Origin of the sequence: Paenibacillus sp. 23TSA30-6 (assembly GCF_014858585.1) — a bacterium.
Lineage (GTDB): Bacteria > Bacillota > Bacilli > Paenibacillales > Paenibacillaceae > Paenibacillus.
Genome location: NZ_SLTL01000007.1, coordinates 66,006 through 83,320 on the forward strand (window position 1 = coordinate 66,006; position 17,315 = coordinate 83,320).

A 17,315-nucleotide genomic window follows, 5' to 3' on the forward strand; every position below is an offset into this window, starting at 1 on the left:
TTAACGAATAAAATGCTAAAAAGGCGAGCGCCTAAAGCGCTCCCCCTGTTAATGATGAATCTTCCGGCTTCAATCTCAGCTTGCGATAATCTCCCGGCGTTACGCCAACCACACGCTTAAACACCCGTCCAAAGGTAATCGAATTGGCATAACCGACCTGGGTTGCAATGTGCTGAACCGTCTCTGTAGTGTTACACAGCATTTGCTGGGCATGGTTCATACGCAACCGGGTCAAAAAATCCACGAATTTCATATCAAACTCGGTTTTAAACAAATGACTGGCGTATTTAGGCGACACATCAAAACGTTCGCTCAAATGATTCAAAGATAAATCCGGATTCGTATAATGCTCTTCAATATATTGTTTCATCTCACTGATCATAGCCCGATAGCTCTTGGTTTCACTGGCTGCAACATAAGTCCGGTACACGGTGGTCATGTGCTCCAGCATCAGAGTGTGCATCAGAGCCAGCGAAGGGGCTGATTCGACCTCACCTCTCCACTTTAGCGCCTCCGGCCCGTTAAAATAACGATCCAGCGCACCCGACACGTCCTTCATCTCGCGCATTTCCCGTTCCAGCAACTCCTGTAGCCACTGAATCACAGTTAAAATATCCCCATCCTTCAACTTGTCCGTTTCCATCGTTGCGAATAGACCTTCCAACTGTCCACGCCAATCATGGCTGGCCAACCGAAAAGAACGGATGGTCTCCGAAATCAGCGGCAGATACGTATATAACGGAATTTCATTGTCCTGCGGAACCTGGTCACTGGTCACAATATCGCGTACCCCGAGCGTTAACCGATACCGAAGGGCAGAAACAGCCGCCAGATAGGAATCCTTAATATACTCCAACTCGTGAGTCTGGTCGCCAATTCCGATGGTGAGCTGTACACCCAGATGACCCTGTAGCCACTCGCTGCCCGTTTGCGCCATCTCTTGCAGCTTCACAGCCAGCAACCCTTCCCCGTCATCATCCTCTTTTCTTAGCAAAATGGAAATTCTTTCGCGGCTCATCCATTCTGCCCAGCCCTGCCAACCATAAGTGGCTGCAAGCTCCTGCATCACACCCAGCAACGACAGGCTTAGGCGTTGATCTTCACCCCTATGCTCATTCGAACTTCTATTGCCTGCTTGTATCCCTTCTGCTGTGTGCGGCTGCTCCAGTTCCAGATCATGCAGCTCTACCACCATGACGGCGTAGACACGGATAGCATCTCTCTGGGTACCGTCCACAAAAGGAGACAGATTATCCAAACGCACTGTGGCCGTTTCCATGGTTGTACCTTCCATCAGGTCAAGGAACAATTGCCGTCGCCGAATAAGTACATTCGCATGCTCTTGCTGTTCATAATCGACCGTTTGCCGAATCAGATTTTGCAGTGCATGATCAATCATCCACAGCTCATCCTTGTTGGTTCCCCCATCAGGACTGCCCGGCAACTGTTGAATACGCTGCATCATCAGTTGAATCGGTCGGTAATTTCTGCGTGTTACATAGATAATGTAAACTACTGCCAAGACGACAACAGCCAGCCCGAGCACAATCCAAACGTAAGAAATGACAGACACCCACTCGAACAGTTGCCCGGCACGAATGCCGCTTTCGAAGCTCCAGCCTAGTCTAGCCGACGGCAGATGAGTCAATTGTTGTCCGTCTTTCTCCTTTACAGCCCCCCCTGTGTCAGATGCAGACGGGTAGATCGTATGTCCACTGTCATCCTTAATCACCAGATAGGAAACCGCCGGATTCGTCATTTGACCGATCATTTGTTCCAACGGATACACACCGATATTGATTACCAGCAGCCCTTGTCCCCCGAACGGCAACGGAAGCCGCTTATGCATCGAAATCACACGATCTGACGTATGTTTGCCCGGCTCCTTCCATTCCCGCACAGGTGACCACTGCCGATCCTCAGATCGCAGTGCCTGCTCGATATACGGATAATCGCCAAATGTCTTGGCATCCTGAAGACCGCTCCTGGTTAGTACCTTTTGATCCTTCATCCTGTAAATATAAATGGAATGTACCAATTCATGATTATCCTTGAGCGCACGCAAGCTTCCTGCCAGTCCATACAACATCGTGCTGCCGCTCTGCGCCTGTCCATTCAAAAAGTAGCTGTAACTCTTATTGGTTTCCGCCTCGCTTAATACGTCCATTTCTACCTTCGTCAGCGACTTTTCCACACTGTCCATCACAAATCCGGTCGTAATCCGATTCGCCTTCCCGGTTTCATTACGCGATATCTCATTCACGATCAGGAAGGATAAAAAAATGAGAATGGACACAGTCAACATAAAAATCGGGAAATAGGAAAAAAGCAATCTCCTGTACCAGCTCTTTCGCATCATATACCCCCCTGCTGCCTCATGCTTCCATGACCCTCTTTATAGAGCTTCGTTCAACAATAAGCATACTCGTGATGTCAGCTTTAATGCGCTCTTGATTATACTTTGAACCTATTCTACCAAAATTAGAGGCTGAATAGATAAATTTCTCACAAATATCCGTTGATATTCAATTCAAAAACTCATTTCTGTTAAATATATTAACATAATGAAAACGCTATACATATCATCACAAAATCATTTATACAGCAAAAAAAGGCTTATCCGCCTAAATGAAGTACGGATAAACCTGAACTGTTCTCTAACCTTGTATCCAATCTACCAATGAACGTACCGTCAGCTTGCCCGGAGAAGCTACCTCAAAAGCCGAGCCCCCCCTGCCAAGAGCCAAAAATTCCACCGTTTTCGGAATACCAGGTGCCAGATCCAGATGATTATCGCTGAAAATGCCTTCCTGCTCTGCTGACAGCCATACATGCCTCGCCAGTACATCCGAGCGAAGGTTAAAGCGGCTTCCTCCGCTTCCTTGTACTTCTATCACTTCAATATTCGGCTGTGGCAAATCCATCTCTTTTGTATCAGCAAAATAAACTTCACAGGAAGCCACCTGTTCACCGTGCTCTATCAGACGTGCGACCAGCATATGCTCCGCAGGGTTCAGGCCATTCAGCCATTTGTCGGCAGGCAGTATATGTACCGGCCCCGCCGCATTAGCTTGCTGCTCTACCTGAATGTCCTCTTCACGGATGGCCTTACTACCCCGGATATGCAAAAGCGTCAGCCGCAGCGTGCCTTGAACAGGTTTTAGCGTATCGTTGACAATATGCAGCTCCTTATTACCCTGCTCCGTATCTGCCACGCTCAGCAGCACATCGGCAAAGCTGCGCTTAGCCGTATATTGCAGCGCCTTCCAGCGACCAAAATAGTCCATACTCGACCAGGAGGCAACGGGCCAGCAATCATTCATCTGCCAATACAATGTGCCCATACAGTAAGACTTGCGACGCCGATGGGCCTCGATGGCCATTTTCATCGCTTCCGCCTGTAAAATCTGACTCATGGGAAGAAAAGCTTTAAAATCCTTCGGCTCCCGCATGTACCGTTCCATATATTCTTTAATCAGGCGATTGCCTGCCCCGTTCTTCTGATGCGCCAGCATTACTGTTGATTCCAGCTCCAGCTCATTCTCTTCTGCATAGAAGCGCACGGACTTGTATTCGGGAAAGGACTGAAAGCCATATTCACTCATAAAACGCCCCACATGCACATGGTAATTTTCAAACGGCTCAGATGCGTGCCATACGCCCCAGTAATGAACATCCCCCGCCGTCGAAGACGGATGAGCATGCTGATTTCGGTCACCAGACAGGCCGATCAGTGGAGACGAGGGCCAATATGCCGTCTGCGGGGACCAGATGTGTACCACTTCCGGTAAAATCCGGTGGAAAAGTGTCTCATAATCAGACCACAAGCGCTCTCGCTGCGCTGGCGTATAATCCTTTTTCCAGCCCCAGCCCCCGTTCTCCTCATAATGCGCCCAAGCCGAATCAATCTCATTATTGCCGCACCATAAAGCGATACATGGATGATTGCGCAGACGCTTGATGTTGTCCTCCGCTTCCTTTGCCACATTGTCCAAAAAAGCCTGATCTCCCGGGTACATACTGCACGCAAACATAAAATCCTGCCATATCAATAAACCGTATTCATCACAAAGTTCGTAAAATACGTCTTCCTCATAAATACCGCCGCCCCAGACCCGCAACATGTTCATATGAGAGGCGGCAGCGCTGGCAATCTCATGCCGATATCTCTCCCGTGTCACTTCCGTCGGAAAGCTGTCATTCGGAATATGGTTGGCTCCCTTCGCAAACACCGGAACCTCGTTCAGCTCAAAATAAAAGCCCTCTCCCGCCGCATCCCGTTCACGCACAAGACGAATGGAACGCAAGCCCGTCTTCACCGTTTTTTCCGCGATGACCGTTCCTTCATCCCGGTGCACAAGCTCGGCTGCAAACGTATATAGATGCGGCTCTCCAAGTCCCCGGCACCACCACAGCCTGGGTTGCTCCATATACAGCTCCAGCTCCACCGTTTGCCTTCCCTTCAGCAAACGAACAGGCTTCGACCACTCCCTGCCGTCAGCGGATATACGCAGATCGGCTTCTCTGATCTCACCCGCATTCTCAATCTCTGCCACAGCCGTGAGTCTGGCTCCGTCTGCACTGATTTCATCCTGCCGGATAAACAAGTCTCTAACGATAAGACCAGACCATGCCTCCACCCGCACCTCTCTCCAAATGCCGCTTGTCACCAGCCTCGGTCCCCAATCCCAGCCGTAGTGGTAAGGAGCCTTACGTGCGAAAACGCTTACCTTTTTGTCTGTCAGCCCCCCTGCTTCGGACTGATCATTTGGCGCGGGAAGAGCGTAACCCAGTTGCTCCAGCTTGGGCAGATCCTCAGCTACCGGAGAACGGAATGCAATTTCCAGCCGATTCTCCCCCTGCTGAATCCATGCCTTCACATCCCGCCTCCATATCCGAAACATATTGTTGGCTGACAAAACGGGATGCCCGTTCACTTGTACCTCCGCATACGTGTCCAAGCCCTCCAGCACCAGTTCTACACATGGGCACTGAAGCTGATCCGCTTTCATTTCAAAACAGGCTTCGTATACCCAGTCCTGTTTGTCAATCCATTGTACCTCCGCCTCGTTCGTTCCGATAAAAGGATCAGGAATTTTGCCATGTCGTAAAAGATCCGTATGCACACATCCCGGTACTTTCGCGCTAAGCCACTCATCACCTGATGCGTTCCTAAACCTCCAGTTATACAACCCTGTCACATTGAACATCGTCGCAATCCTCCCTGTAAAGATGATTGGGAACATCTGGACTCCTATATAAACATAACAAAAATAACATTAAGCTAACAAAATAGTCAAATCGTTTTTATGACAAAACAAATCGAAAAACAACAAAGAAAAGTCGCCTCGCCCCAAAAGGCTAAAAAGCGACTTTTCATCTTCCCCCGTGTACGGAGCTCGATCATCTATATCTGGACGTCAACTATATTTGATTGTGCTGATTGGGTGTTCATGTTCATCGTTACCCTGACTGAGCCGCGGCGCATACCCCTCCCGTACGACCAGATCTGCATGTAACAGCTTTTTCTCAATAGGCGAATCCGGGTTGGTTATGCGCCATAGCAATTGATCCACCGCACGCATGCCCAGCAGTTCCTTATCCACTCTCACCGTCGCATAAATCGGCATCTGCTCGCTCGTATCGTCAAAACCAGTCACTCCACAGCGCCTTGGGACGTCAATTCCCTTTTGTTTGAGCGCATCCACCACTTGCCCGGCAGTCACATCATTCACACATACAAACATCTCCGGCAATTCCTCCTCGGTCAGCTTGTCCAATTCCTCGGCAAGCTTCTGCGCTCCCATGTGGAGCAAAGCTCCGTTTTGCTTTAAGTCTATTCCTCCAAGCTCCAGTGTGGAGCGAAAAGCTTCCCAACGTTCATAGAAACTGTGAGCATCGTCGATATTTCCGACAAATTGAAAACGGGTATAGCCCCTGCACAGCACATTTCTCATGAGTTCAGACATACATGTGCGGTTATCTGTAAACACCGTATCGCTTAAAAACGCAGCATCCCAATGATCCACCATGACGACCGGAATGCTCATCCGATAAATATTCAGCAATATAGAAGTAGAAATCGACCCCACCGTGATAATGCCCCTGATCGCCTCCGGATTCAGCAAAGAAAACATATCCTCTGTCGAAGGCTCCGTTAACGTGAGCATGTTCATCCCCTTTCGGTTCAGACGCTCGGAAATACCTTCAAACACAGGACCCCAATACCTGGATTCTCTGTTCTGGTGCCGTATATTCGGAAATAACACCAGCACAGTGCCCGACCATTCCCCGGCATCCGTGTCCCGAGGTTCCACCCCCGTTGTCTTTGGATGATTGCGAAAATAGCCCATCTGGGCAGCCAGCTTGACCAACACTGCCCTCGTCTCCTCACTTACTCCGGGCTTGCCGGACAATGCACGCGAAACAGCGAACTTTGAAACGCCCGCCGCATCCGCAATTTCCTGCAACGTTACTTTTCCACGCATCTTCTCACCCAACCCTATTCGGAATCTTTTTTCTGCCTCTGCCTTTCCAATACATGGGCGTACTAATAAACTGGTATCATCGTAGCACACTTTGTTTTAGATCATCAAACGATAGATTTGCACAAATCCACACCATCCACCAAAATATGTTTGCATAATAAAAAAACAAACACATAACAAATCAACAGAAATGACTTGACGGAAGGCTCGCTATTTCCTACAATTTACTATTGAAAGCACTTACATTATGTAAATCATACTTATAAAGGGGGATTTTGCAGATGTTCAAAAACAGGTCGGTACGACAAGGCTCCATCCTGCTCCTGGCTTTGCTGCTGCTCGTGACAACGGGCTGCGCGAACGGAACAGGCGGTACGGCAGAAAAGGAAAATCCCGATGACACCAGCCCTGTTACACTTACTTTTTTTGGTGGTGACGCCAGCTCCAACTGGAACAATATGAAGGATGCAGTCGGGCAGGAAATCATCAAAAAAACGGGCGTCACACTGAACGGGGAGCATGCCGTCAATGGCCGGAGTGAGGAAAAGTTTGCTCTGATGGCTGCCAGCGGAGAGTATCCTGATCTGGTCTATCCCAAAAGTGATGTCGGCAAGCTGGTCGATGCCGGGGCACTCATTGACTTAACCGACCTGATTGACAAATACGGCCCCAATATCAAGAAAGTGTACGGAGATTATTTTAACCGTATTAAATATAGCCATGACGACCCTGCCATCTATACGATCCCAACCAATTTGGGCGTAGATCACATCGCATTTGACGCACAAGCCGGGTTCGAAATCCAGCATCAGGCACTTGAGAAGCTCGGCTATCCGAAAATCCGCACCGTTCAGGATTTTGAAAAAGCGCTCAAGGACTATGTCACCAAATACCCCACCACTAACGGTCAGCCTACCATCCCCCTCTCCCTTGATGCCGAAGATTGGAAAATTCAAATTACCGTAACCAATCCGGCAGTTACCGCTACAGGCGGACCGGATGATGGAGAGTATTATATCGACCCCAAGACGCATAAAGCCATTCTCCACTACAAACGCCCGGAGGAACGGGAATATTTTCGCTGGCTGAATCACATGTACAACGAAGGACTGCTGGATAAGGACACTTTTGTGCAAAAAAGCGATCAATACAAGTCCAAAATCGCCGCAGGTCGTGTGATTGGACTCATCGATCAGGAATGGAACTATCAGGATGCCGAAAACGCACTCAAAGCGTCGGGCAAGGATGAATTTACCTACGCGCATTTCCCGGTTACGTTAAGCGAGAAATACGAGGATCATTCCCTCCAGCCGCTCGGGTTTGATGCTGCATACGGGATCGGAATTACAACCTCGTGCAAAAATCCCGTGCGTGCCATCAAGTTTCTGGATTTTCTGGCCTCCGACGAAGGACAAATTTTGCGCAACTGGGGAATCGAAGGCCAGCATTACAATGTAGAGAACGGCAAACGAGTTATTCCGGCCGATGTGCAGCAACGTAAAAACACCGATAATTCCGCTTTTACGAGAGAGTCGGGCATCGGTTTGTACTGGATATGGGGGCCGCATTACGGTGACGGCATCAAAGACCCTTCCGGCAACTACTATACGACGAACTATCCAGAGATGATTACCGAAAATTACAGCCCGGCCGAAAAAAAATCCCTGCAAGCCTACAATGCTCGAACGTGGAAGGACCTGTTCCCGAACGAGAAGGATTTTCCGGTAAAAGAATGGGGCGCCGCCTACAACATGCCCGTCCCGACCAATACAAACTACAATGTCATTTATCAGAAGTCGCAGGACATTGTGCGCAAACGGATTCCCGAAGCTGTACTCGCCAAGCCGGATCAATTTGATGCTGTCTATGACCGCATGCTCCAAGAGTTGGATCAGGCAGGTGTGCCGAAGGCTGAAGAAATCTACACCGGACTGATCCAAAATAGGCTCAAGCTGTGGAACGGGGAAAAATAACGATCAAATAAGCTGAACTTAAAAGTTACCTATCGTGCCACTACGCAGTCGGATGGTGCTTGCCATCGCCACCGCCCCCGGGTTTCTTAATAATCATATAACTAGGATAGAAATCCGGGGACAAAAGCGACCGCTTCGCTTGTACAGCACCATTCCGCCTACTCCGTTTTGATGCTTATTTTTTTAAAGTCAGCTTATAGTTCGAGTTTGGCTTATATGAATGAAAGATTACAGGGCTGACAGCCTAATGCTGTTCAGCCCTTTTACATTGAACGTTCTGTTTCGTTCCATATATACATGACACGATGATGACTGTCTGTTTCCCTACACGTTCTGCGAAGATTCCGTCGTTTGCTCCGCAGCCTCATACTCACTTCGCAAAATCCCCATCTGGATGATGTCATAGTATTGGCCTTCCCTGAACAGCTTTTGCCGCAGCCGACCTTCCTCCTTGAAGCCGCAGGCCAGATAGCAGCGATATGCACGCTCGTTGTATGCATAGACCTCCAGCTCCAGCCGATTCAGGTTCAGTGTATGAAATACAAATTTCTGTAATAGCCGGATCGCTTCACGTCCGTAGCCTTTGCCTAGATTATCGTCGCGTCCAATCACAATGCCGAGCGTGGCATGCCGATTCAACCAGTTGATTTTAAATAAATCCAGTTGTCCAATATAGTCCAGTGTGTCTTTATGTGCAATGACAAAGCCCTTCATCTCGGAGTTACCGTCGATCATCATCTGTACGTAGGCTTCGCTATTCGTCTGAGAATGAGGATAAGTAAAAACATCGCTCAAACCGCGTGTAATATCCGGGTCATTGACCCATTTTCGTATTTCCGGTATATCCTCCTGACGATACTCTCTCAGCACGATGCGTTCCCCAATAATATGCGGCATAGTACATCTTCCCTTCGGTTATGTATGGGTATCCTGGCAGTTACCTGCCCTCAGGTAATTCAGCTTATGCTTCCATCGCTCTCACGAACTCCAGAAAGAGCGTGCCTTTATAACGAAGCTCCCCACGATCTCCAGTAACAATCATACCAAAATCCCTATCCTTCACCTCCAGCTCCTTGCGCTCGCCCCCATCAAACTCAAAAGTAACATAATAAACTGTCGAAGCTAAAAAATCGCCTGAGCCCCCGCGAACTCTCGTTCTCTTGTCCACCACCTTACATGAACGTTGTTCCAACTCAGCGGCTTGATTCGAAAGCCCCGTACCGATTGCCTTGGCAATGATAGCGATAAATCCAATTGCAATGATTCCAAAAACGATAAAAAATATGGCCTCAAACGACCCTGAATCCATAAATCCATTTCCCATCATACGTATTCCCCCTACAGTAAAAGGTAGATTTAGCACAGTATCTCCTATTGACAAATCGTACATCTTCATCCTTCAAAACTCCAGTACATTTGTAAAATTCGCATGAAAAAAAAAGTTATTCTGCTTATCCCGCACCCCGCTTGGACTTGCCCCCAATCCTTGTGTCCAACCTTTTAAAAGTGATTGACCTCACCTATATATAGATATAAAATAGAAATCGTACTCTAAATATAGTGTATAACGCGTATTTTACACATATATCTTGAAAATACAGATATGGAAGTACCGATATAAATAGACGTTAAAATTTTGGCGAAGCACAGCCAGCAAGGGTTTGCGAATCTTTACAGGATTTCGAGCCTTGGGCAGATGCCGTTTTGCCAAATGTCAAGGAGGATGAATACAATGCTGATTGCTTATGATTCCAAGACCGGCAATGTAAAAAGATTTATCGGGAAGCTCAAGCTTCCGGCGGTCCAAATCCAGGAGCAAATGACTATAGAGGAACCATACGTACTCATTACATATACAACGGGGTTTGGACAGATACCTGAGAAGGTATCTTCCTTTTTGCAAAAAAATGCTCAAAACCTCGTGGGTGTGGCTGCCAGCGGCAACCGTAACTGGGGCGAGAGCTTTGCCAAAAGCGCGGATTTGATCTCCGACCATTATAACGTGCCTGTCATCAGTAAATTTGAATTATCCGGAACGTTCGGCGATGTAGAGCGTTTCAAACAGGAGGTGAGCCGAGTTGCGGCATATTGAACTGAACAACATGTTGATGAAACGCGATACAGACGGCTTTTTCCAATTGGAAAAGGACCAAGAGGCTGTAGACGAGTTTATGAAGGAAGTCGAAGAACGGAGCTTGAAGTTTGCGGATACAGCGGCTCAAGTGCTCTACATGATTGAGAATGATTATTACGAAAATTTCTATAGTAGCTATACAGCTGACGAAATTAAGGATATTTTCCATATCACTCATAGTTATAATTTTAAATTCCCTTCCTATATGGCAGCATCCAAGTTTTATACGGATTATGCAGTGAAGAGTAATGACCGTAAGGTTTATCTGGAGCACTACCCTGACCGGGTGGCGGTCGTCGCCCTGCATTTGGGACGCGGTAACGCCGATACGGCTCGCCTGTTGTCCCGCTCGATGATGGAGCAGCGTCTCCAGCCGGCAACGCCAACCTTCCTGAATGCAGGCAAAAGCCGTCGTGGAGAACTGGTGTCCTGCTTCCTGCTCGAAATGGACGATTCCCTCAATTCGATCAACTACGTGCTAAACACTTGCATGCAGTTGTCCAAAATCGGCGGCGGTGTCGCGGTCAACTTGTCGAAACTGCGGTCACGCGGCGAGGCGATTAAAGGTGTAGAAGGCGCGGCTAAAGGAATTATGCCTGTGCTGAAGCTGATGGAGGACGGCTTCTCTTACGCGGATCAGATGGGTCAACGTAAAGGCTCCGGTGCAGCATACTACAACATTTTCGGATGGGATGTACTGGAGTTCCTGGATAGTAAAAAAATCAATGCCGACGAAAGAGTGCGCCTGAAGACACTCTCCATCGGACTGATTGTACCGAACCGCTTTTATAAGCTGGCTCAGGATAATGAGCCGTTGCATGTATTCGCTCCTTACAGTGTATACAAGGCCTACGGTACCCATCTGGACGATATGGATCTAGATGAAATGTACGATACACTGCTCGCTGACGACCGGGTGAAGAAAAAGGTAGCGATGAGCGCGCGTGACATGCTGACCAAAATTGCCATGATCCAGTTGGAATCCGGCTATCCATACATGATGAACAAAAGTAACGCGAATCAGGCACATGCTCTTAAAAACGTGGGCCAGGTTAAAATGTCAAACCTGTGCACAGAAATTTTCCAATTACAGGAAACCTCTGAAATTACAGATTACGGCCAACAGGATACAATCCGTCGGGATATCAGCTGTAATCTGGCTTCTCTCAACATTGTAAATGTGATGGAGCATGGGAAAATCCGCGAATCCGTTCACGAGGGTATGATTGCCTTGACCTCGGTCAGCGATATGACCCAAGTCGCGAACGCGCCGGGTGTTGCCAAGGCAAACCGTGAGATGCATTCTGTCGGTCTGGGTGTCATGAACCTGCACGGCTACCTTGCCAAGAACAAAATTGCTTATGAAAGCAACGAAGCGAAGGATTTTGTCCGTACCTTCTTCATGACAATGAACTATCACTCTTTGGAGAAAAGCATGGAAATCGCGCAAGCGGCCGGACAAAGCTTTTATGGCTTTGAGGAATCGGATTACGCGACTGGGGTGTATTTTGACCGTTATCTGAATACCGATTACCGTCCGACAACGGCACGCGTACAAGAGCTGTTCAACGACATCTATATTCCTTCTCCGGAGGATTGGGGCAAGCTGAAAGCAGACGTGCAGAAGAACGGCCTGTATCACGCTTACCGTATGGCGATTGCGCCGACGGCCAGCATTTCATATATTCAAAATGCGACGTCCAGCGTGATGCCAATCGTGGAACAAATTGAAACACGTACCTATGCGAATTCGACGACCTATTATCCAATGCCTTACTTGCAAAGAGATAATGTGTTCTTTTATAAATCCGCTTATCAAATGGATCAGTTCAAAGTGCTTGACCTGATTGCAGAAATCCAGCCTCACGTGGATCAAGGGATTTCGACCGTGCTTCATGTGAACAGTGACGTGACTACACGCCAATTGGCGCGTTGCTATCTGTATGCTGCTCACAAAGGACTCAAATCGTTGTACTACACACGTACCAAAAAGCTGTCTGTAGAAGAGTGCCTCACCTGCTCAATCTAAGACCATGCTCATAAATTAACATTAGAAGACCTCATATATATGGATGCTTTTCATTAGAAGCTGTATCCAGCTCGATGTTCCGCCCTTTATGGGTTGGGACACGGCCTCGCGGATGCAGCTTCCGTATGTCAAGCATACGATGATTCGCCTACATCACCTTATTGTGACTCTAGGAAATCTCGGAAGCTGAAGGGAGAATGCTAAACAATGACAGGTATACAAGCTGTAAACTGGAACCGCTCGGACGATGATTTCACATTGATGTTCTGGAATCAGAACATTATGCAATTTTGGACGGATGATGAAATTCCGCTGTCCGACGATAAAATGAGCTGGGTCACCCTCAGTGATATTGAAAAAGATGCCTACATGAAGGTGCTCGGCGGCTTGACGTTGCTTGACACGATTCAAGGCGGCGTGGGTATGCCGCAAATTATGGAGCATGTGGACGGGCTGCAACGCAAAGCTGTACTGAGCTTTATGGCGATGATGGAGCAAATTCATGCGAAGTCGTACAGCAGTATTTTTACAACCCTGGCTTCTACGGAAGAGATTGACGGTGTATTCCGTTGGGTAGAGGAAAATCCGCATCTCCAGACCAAGGCGGAAACCATTCGTCAGTATTATATGAATATCCACACACCCAAAGACCTGTATCTCGCGATGGCAGCGTCCGTGCTGTTGGAAAGCTATTTATTTTATAGCGGCTTCTTCTACCCTCTCTATCTGGCGGGTCAGGGCAAGATGACATGCAGCGGAGAAATTATCGACCTGATTTTACGGGACGAAAGTATTCACGGTGTTTATGTGGGTGTGCTGGCACAGGAGATTTATGCAGAGCTGGACGAGGAAGAGCAACGGGATCTGTACCAGACGCTGGTAGGGTTGCTGCGCTACTTGCACAATAACGAGGAACAATACACCGAGCAAATTTATGCTCCTATTGGACTCGTAGACGATGTGAAAGTCTTTTTGCGCTACAACGCCAACAAGGCCATGATGAACTTGGGCTTTGATCCACTGTTTGAAGAAGAAGAAGTTAATCCAATTGTATTCAACGGCATCAGCACCCACACCAAGCAGCACGATTTCTTTTCTAAAAAAGGAAACGGCTACGTGCGTGCAATGAATGTGGAGCCGCTGACAGATGATGATTTTAATTTTGGCGTATAAATACAAAATACGTGAAATTAATTTAGCAAGGTGATACTATGAAGAGCCATCCGCATGCGGATGGCTCAGACTGTAAACAAATAGGGTTTCAGAACTTGTCCCTAAGTTCTGAAACCCTATTGCCTAAAGAAAGTAGGTAGTTTACATATTTACATACGTTCTCTTATATAAAACTGGTATTGCCGCTGCTATAAGGATCACACCCATAAAAGCGGGTGCGGCATGACCAAGTGATACATAGATTTGACCTCCAATGATAGGCCCAATCATTCTTGCTAAAGCCTGAATAGATTGGCTACCTCCTTGAATCCTTCCTTGTTCACTAGAATCGACAGACTTGGAGAGCATCCCATTGAATGAAGGTCCAAAGATCGAATCACCAAAACCAAATATAAACATTCCAGCGATAAAAAGAGGATAGAATGAGAACAAAGTAGATAGCGCAATAAGACTGTAGCCTATAATCTCCGAAACCATTCCAAGAATTGCTATCTGTTTATCATTAAGTTTTATCAAAAGCTTTGGCATTATGAAACCTTGTGAAATGATGTCTTGGAAACCTATAATTGAGAACATAAGTCCGATTAGTGCAGGCTTCCAACTGAAAGTATCCATTGTAAATTGTGAAAAAATGGCCTGTAAAGATCCGTTGGGTATCCAAAGTAAGAACGCTGAGATAAGTAGCCTGTTTAAGTTTTTCATGGAAAGCAGGTTTGCAAGCTGTATGAATGGATTAAGTCTTACAAAAGTAATTTCTTTCAGTCTATGTTTCTTGTCAAGGCTCTCAGGCATAAAAAAGAATCCATATATAACATTTACTAAAGTTATGATTGCTCCAAAATACATGGGTACAGAATAACCAAACTTGGCAAGTAATCCGCCTACAGTTGGGCCAATGACAGTGCCTACACCTACAACCGCACTCACCCATCCAAAGTATTTGGTTCTCTGTTCTGGAGGAATGATGTCTGCAAAATATGCGAAGATCGTGCTTATGCTCCCACCTGTTATACCCTCTATTATGCGCCCCGCAAATAGTACCCATAGAGCTCCTCCTATGCCAAAAACCAAGTACCCGATTGCGGAACCCAAAAGGCATACTAAGAGCAATGGACGACGGCCATATTTGTCGCTCAGAGCTCCAAGTACGGGGGCCGCAAAAAACACGCAGAAGGCATAAACAGAGGTCAGCAGCGTGACAACGATAGCTTGTTCTCCCGGATTGCTTATATAAGGCTGTACTAAGAATGGGACGACAGGTGCTATGATACTGAAGCCTATTCCGCAAAGAAACACAGAGATAAGACCGAATATTAAAGCGTGTTTATCTACGGTTTGTTCTGTGTTCTGTTCATTGTGTGATCTAAATTTGAACATTAAATTCTCCCCTCAAAAGCTGTGGTTTTATTTCCTTGGAAACATTATTATCGTATCGCTACTTTGTTTCCTTGTCAACAAAATGATAACGATAAAAAGGCAGCCTGTTCTCAATAGAGCCCGGCTGCCTGTGGTTTCATTTTCATTATTCAAATTTATTCCGACTTAATATCTACACCCAGTTTCTTTATTTCTGCATCCAAATGCCTATTATACTTTTCCACGAAGTTAAGCATACTGTCAAATTGTTCCTCGGTTACCTGCTCAAATACGACTTTATCTCGCTCTTGAAACTCTTTGTGCAGGTCCTCATGGATTTTATAAATTACTTTCCCTTGCTCCGTAAGCCTAAAATAGATTTCTTTCTTGTTATCCGACTTCTGGTAGCTTTCGATAAGGCCTTTTTTTATGAGCTTCTTCGTTATTTTACTTATGGCACCGCGAGTCACATAAAAGGACTCCGCAAGTTTTGTCACATTGGAATCTACATTTTTTTCAATGTATTCGATGCAATGTACTTCAGAAGGCTTATAACCCTTAAGACTGTCTTCCATCTTATCCTTATTAAGCCAAACCATCTTGTTATATAAGTCCCTGAAACCCATTAAGACCTGTTCTTCTTTGTTCATGGTCTATCCTCCCACCCGTTGGTGCATTACAATATTATATTAAATTTTTGTTTCCAGTTCAAAATATTAAATAATTTATTTTAGGAATTGAGCTATACGTGAAAAAAGAGAACCGAAAGCGTCTAAGCATTCAGTAAATAAACGCTAGTTATCATTTGATAATAATTGATTAAATAAACCAATCCACTAAACGGCAGCAGGGTAAAAAAAGATATCACTCCCCATGCTTTATGTATGTATATTTATTTTTCAGACGAGGACATGCACGCAAAAAAACGGCCAGATCGCTAAAGTAGCGAAATCGAGCCGTTTTCCATTTCTTAAGACCGAGCCTCTGTGAACATTTGAAAGGTGACACCAAACTTGTCTGTTACATTCCCATAAGCTGGACTAAAATGGGTTTCCTGCAAAGGCATTCCCACCTGTCCTCCTTGCTGTAGAGCATCAAACATTTTTTGAGCTTGCTCCACACTATCGGTTGTAATACAGATGCTCACCTGATTCCCGCTGCTAAACGGTGATCCGGGAAAGGTATCAGAAAACATGAGCTCTGTCTCACCCACTTTAAGGGTAGCATGTCCAACACGTTCCTTGACCTCTGCGGGAATGGGAAAATCGGGGTTTTCCGGCATTTCCCCAAAGGTTTGAATAAAAAGCAGTTGAGCATCCAATGCCTCTTCATAAAATTCGATTGCTTCTTTTGCATTTCCATCCATCGTGATGTAAGGAATCAAACGTTTGGACATCTTCAACACAGCTCCTTTAATTCAAGGCGATTAACCCAGCCATTTCTCCTATATTATATACAAAACTTGTCAAGAAAAACAAATCTGAATTCTTAGCTTTCATGCACCTGAACGCCAAGCTGCTTTAGCTCCTTTATCGCTTCCGTAACGTCACGCTGTGGATGAAGTGCAGAGATCATCTGTGTAGTGATCGGAACACCGTTGAAAATCTGGCTTACCACCTCTAGAGAAATCACCAACTCATAGTAACTTTCAGCCCATTCCTGATATTCCTCCGGTGTAACTATAAGTTTCCCCAGTAAAAAGGAAGCACCATCATCATACGCCTCGGGGATGTTCACGTTGCCCATACGCCATGCCGTATCTCCCGCTTCCCTCCACATACAAAAGGTAACGTCCTCCTTCTCCAGCGCTTCGTCTTCCAAAAGCTCCATCATATCATCAGGCACACCGTCATACATGCCCGGCCAGACCTCATATTCGTCTCTCGCATGAGGACTTACAGGGGATTCGTGGTCAAAACCCTTCAACAGCACACCTCCACGCATCCACAACATATGAATCGTATCTCCAGCGCCGTTGTTCACCTCACCCAGGCACACATCACCAGACCATTCAGACTGCATACGATACGTGCGTAACCAATCTTCTGGAGACAATATAATGTCCAGCGCTGACAGCAGCATCATTCTGTCTTTTAAAAAATCCGGCGTTACCTGTGCATCAAGCATCATATTCTTCATCATTCCTCCACCTTGTCCATGCG

13 protein-coding genes are annotated in these 17,315 nt (G+C 46.6%); 4 read left to right on the top strand and 9 right to left on the bottom strand.

Annotated elements, in window-relative coordinates; translation table 11 throughout:
* Positions 1 to 31: 31 nt before the first annotated feature.
* The 3 genes from E0698_RS08210 to E0698_RS08220 all read right to left on the bottom strand — a co-directional run bounded on the left by E0698_RS08210 (position 32) and on the right by E0698_RS08220 (position 6,488).
* Positions 32 to 2,356, bottom strand: coding sequence for a helix-turn-helix transcriptional regulator (locus E0698_RS08210; protein ID WP_238353914.1), 2,325 nt, complete (start codon positions 2,354 to 2,356; stop codon positions 32 to 34).
* A 301-nt stretch (positions 2,357 to 2,657) separates the two neighbouring features.
* Positions 2,658 to 5,210, bottom strand: a complete 2,553-nt coding sequence (locus E0698_RS08215; RefSeq protein ID WP_192511229.1) for a beta-mannosidase — start codon at positions 5,208 to 5,210, stop codon at positions 2,658 to 2,660.
* A 210-nt stretch (positions 5,211 to 5,420) separates the two neighbouring features.
* Entirely contained in the window at positions 5,421 to 6,488 is a 1,068-nt protein-coding gene (locus E0698_RS08220; RefSeq protein WP_192511230.1) for a LacI family DNA-binding transcriptional regulator, read from the bottom strand.
* A gap of 281 nt (positions 6,489 to 6,769) precedes the next feature.
* On the opposite strand from E0698_RS08220, the gene E0698_RS08225 reads away from it, so the two are divergent.
* Complete coding sequence (locus E0698_RS08225; protein ID WP_192511231.1) at positions 6,770 to 8,461, top strand: ABC transporter substrate-binding protein; 1,692 nt, start codon at positions 6,770 to 6,772, stop codon at positions 8,459 to 8,461.
* A 324-nt stretch (positions 8,462 to 8,785) separates the two neighbouring features.
* Here the strand turns inward: E0698_RS08225 and E0698_RS08230 are convergent, their stop codons facing one another.
* Together E0698_RS08230 and E0698_RS08235 are read right to left on the bottom strand one after the other, a co-directional pair.
* Complete coding sequence (locus tag E0698_RS08230) at positions 8,786 to 9,358, bottom strand: GNAT family N-acetyltransferase (RefSeq protein ID WP_192511232.1); 573 nt, start codon at positions 9,356 to 9,358, stop codon at positions 8,786 to 8,788.
* 64 nt (positions 9,359 to 9,422) lie between these two features.
* Positions 9,423 to 9,788: a DUF2500 domain-containing protein gene (locus tag E0698_RS08235; RefSeq protein WP_238353915.1), complete on the bottom strand. Its 366-nt coding sequence runs from the start codon at positions 9,786 to 9,788 to the stop codon at positions 9,423 to 9,425.
* A gap of 405 nt (positions 9,789 to 10,193) precedes the next feature.
* On the opposite strand from E0698_RS08235, the gene nrdI reads away from it, so the two are divergent.
* The 3 genes from nrdI to nrdF all read left to right on the top strand — a co-directional run bounded on the left by nrdI (position 10,194) and on the right by nrdF (position 13,797).
* Positions 10,194 to 10,553: a class Ib ribonucleoside-diphosphate reductase assembly flavoprotein NrdI gene (nrdI, locus tag E0698_RS08240; protein ID WP_134910268.1), complete on the top strand. Its 360-nt coding sequence runs from the start codon at positions 10,194 to 10,196 to the stop codon at positions 10,551 to 10,553.
* On the top strand, positions 10,540 to 12,624 hold the full coding sequence (nrdE, locus tag E0698_RS08245; RefSeq protein ID WP_192511233.1) for a class 1b ribonucleoside-diphosphate reductase subunit alpha: 2,085 nt from the start codon (positions 10,540 to 10,542) through the stop codon (positions 12,622 to 12,624). The genes nrdI and nrdE overlap by 14 nt, the downstream gene beginning before the upstream one ends.
* 207 nt (positions 12,625 to 12,831) lie before the next feature.
* On the top strand, positions 12,832 to 13,797 hold the full coding sequence (nrdF, locus tag E0698_RS08250) for a class 1b ribonucleoside-diphosphate reductase subunit beta (protein ID WP_149094861.1): 966 nt from the start codon (positions 12,832 to 12,834) through the stop codon (positions 13,795 to 13,797).
* A gap of 141 nt (positions 13,798 to 13,938) precedes the next feature.
* On the opposite strand, the gene E0698_RS08255 is transcribed toward nrdF, so the two are convergent.
* From E0698_RS08255 to E0698_RS08270, 4 genes are all read right to left on the bottom strand, one after another.
* Positions 13,939 to 15,174, bottom strand: coding sequence for an MFS transporter (locus tag E0698_RS08255; RefSeq protein ID WP_192511234.1), 1,236 nt, complete (start codon positions 15,172 to 15,174; stop codon positions 13,939 to 13,941).
* A 155-nt stretch (positions 15,175 to 15,329) separates the two neighbouring features.
* Positions 15,330 to 15,803: a MarR family transcriptional regulator gene (locus tag E0698_RS08260; protein WP_192511235.1), complete on the bottom strand. Its 474-nt coding sequence runs from the start codon at positions 15,801 to 15,803 to the stop codon at positions 15,330 to 15,332.
* Positions 15,804 to 16,123: 320 nt separating this feature from the next.
* A complete protein-coding gene (locus E0698_RS08265; RefSeq protein ID WP_053325184.1) occupies positions 16,124 to 16,549 on the bottom strand; it encodes a VOC family protein in 426 nt (141 codons plus the stop codon).
* A 92-nt stretch (positions 16,550 to 16,641) separates the two neighbouring features.
* Positions 16,642 to 17,292, bottom strand: a complete 651-nt coding sequence (locus E0698_RS08270; RefSeq protein ID WP_192511236.1) for a hypothetical protein — start codon at positions 17,290 to 17,292, stop codon at positions 16,642 to 16,644.
* Positions 17,293 to 17,315 lie beyond the last annotated feature (23 nt).

Coding starts and splice junctions, on each gene's coding strand:
- E0698_RS08215 (WP_192511229.1), bottom strand. CDS start 5,210: ATGTTCAATGTGACAGGGTTGTATAACTGGAGGTTTAGGAACGCATCA.
- E0698_RS08255 (WP_192511234.1), bottom strand. CDS start 15,174: ATGTTCAAATTTAGATCACACAATGAACAGAACACAGAACAAACCGTA.
- nrdF (WP_149094861.1), top strand. CDS start 12,832: ATGACAGGTATACAAGCTGTAAACTGGAACCGCTCGGACGATGATTTC.
- nrdI (WP_134910268.1), top strand. CDS start 10,194: ATGCTGATTGCTTATGATTCCAAGACCGGCAATGTAAAAAGATTTATC.
- E0698_RS08270 (WP_192511236.1), bottom strand. CDS start 17,292: ATGAAGAATATGATGCTTGATGCACAGGTAACGCCGGATTTTTTAAAA.
- E0698_RS08220 (WP_192511230.1), bottom strand. CDS start 6,488: ATGCGTGGAAAAGTAACGTTGCAGGAAATTGCGGATGCGGCGGGCGTT.
- E0698_RS08210 (WP_238353914.1), bottom strand. CDS start 2,356: ATGCGAAAGAGCTGGTACAGGAGATTGCTTTTTTCCTATTTCCCGATT.
- E0698_RS08225 (WP_192511231.1), top strand. CDS start 6,770: ATGTTCAAAAACAGGTCGGTACGACAAGGCTCCATCCTGCTCCTGGCT.
- E0698_RS08265 (WP_053325184.1), bottom strand. CDS start 16,549: ATGTCCAAACGTTTGATTCCTTACATCACGATGGATGGAAATGCAAAA.
- E0698_RS08230 (WP_192511232.1), bottom strand. CDS start 9,358: ATGCCGCATATTATTGGGGAACGCATCGTGCTGAGAGAGTATCGTCAG.
- E0698_RS08260 (WP_192511235.1), bottom strand. CDS start 15,803: ATGAACAAAGAAGAACAGGTCTTAATGGGTTTCAGGGACTTATATAAC.
- E0698_RS08235 (WP_238353915.1), bottom strand. CDS start 9,788: ATGATGGGAAATGGATTTATGGATTCAGGGTCGTTTGAGGCCATATTT.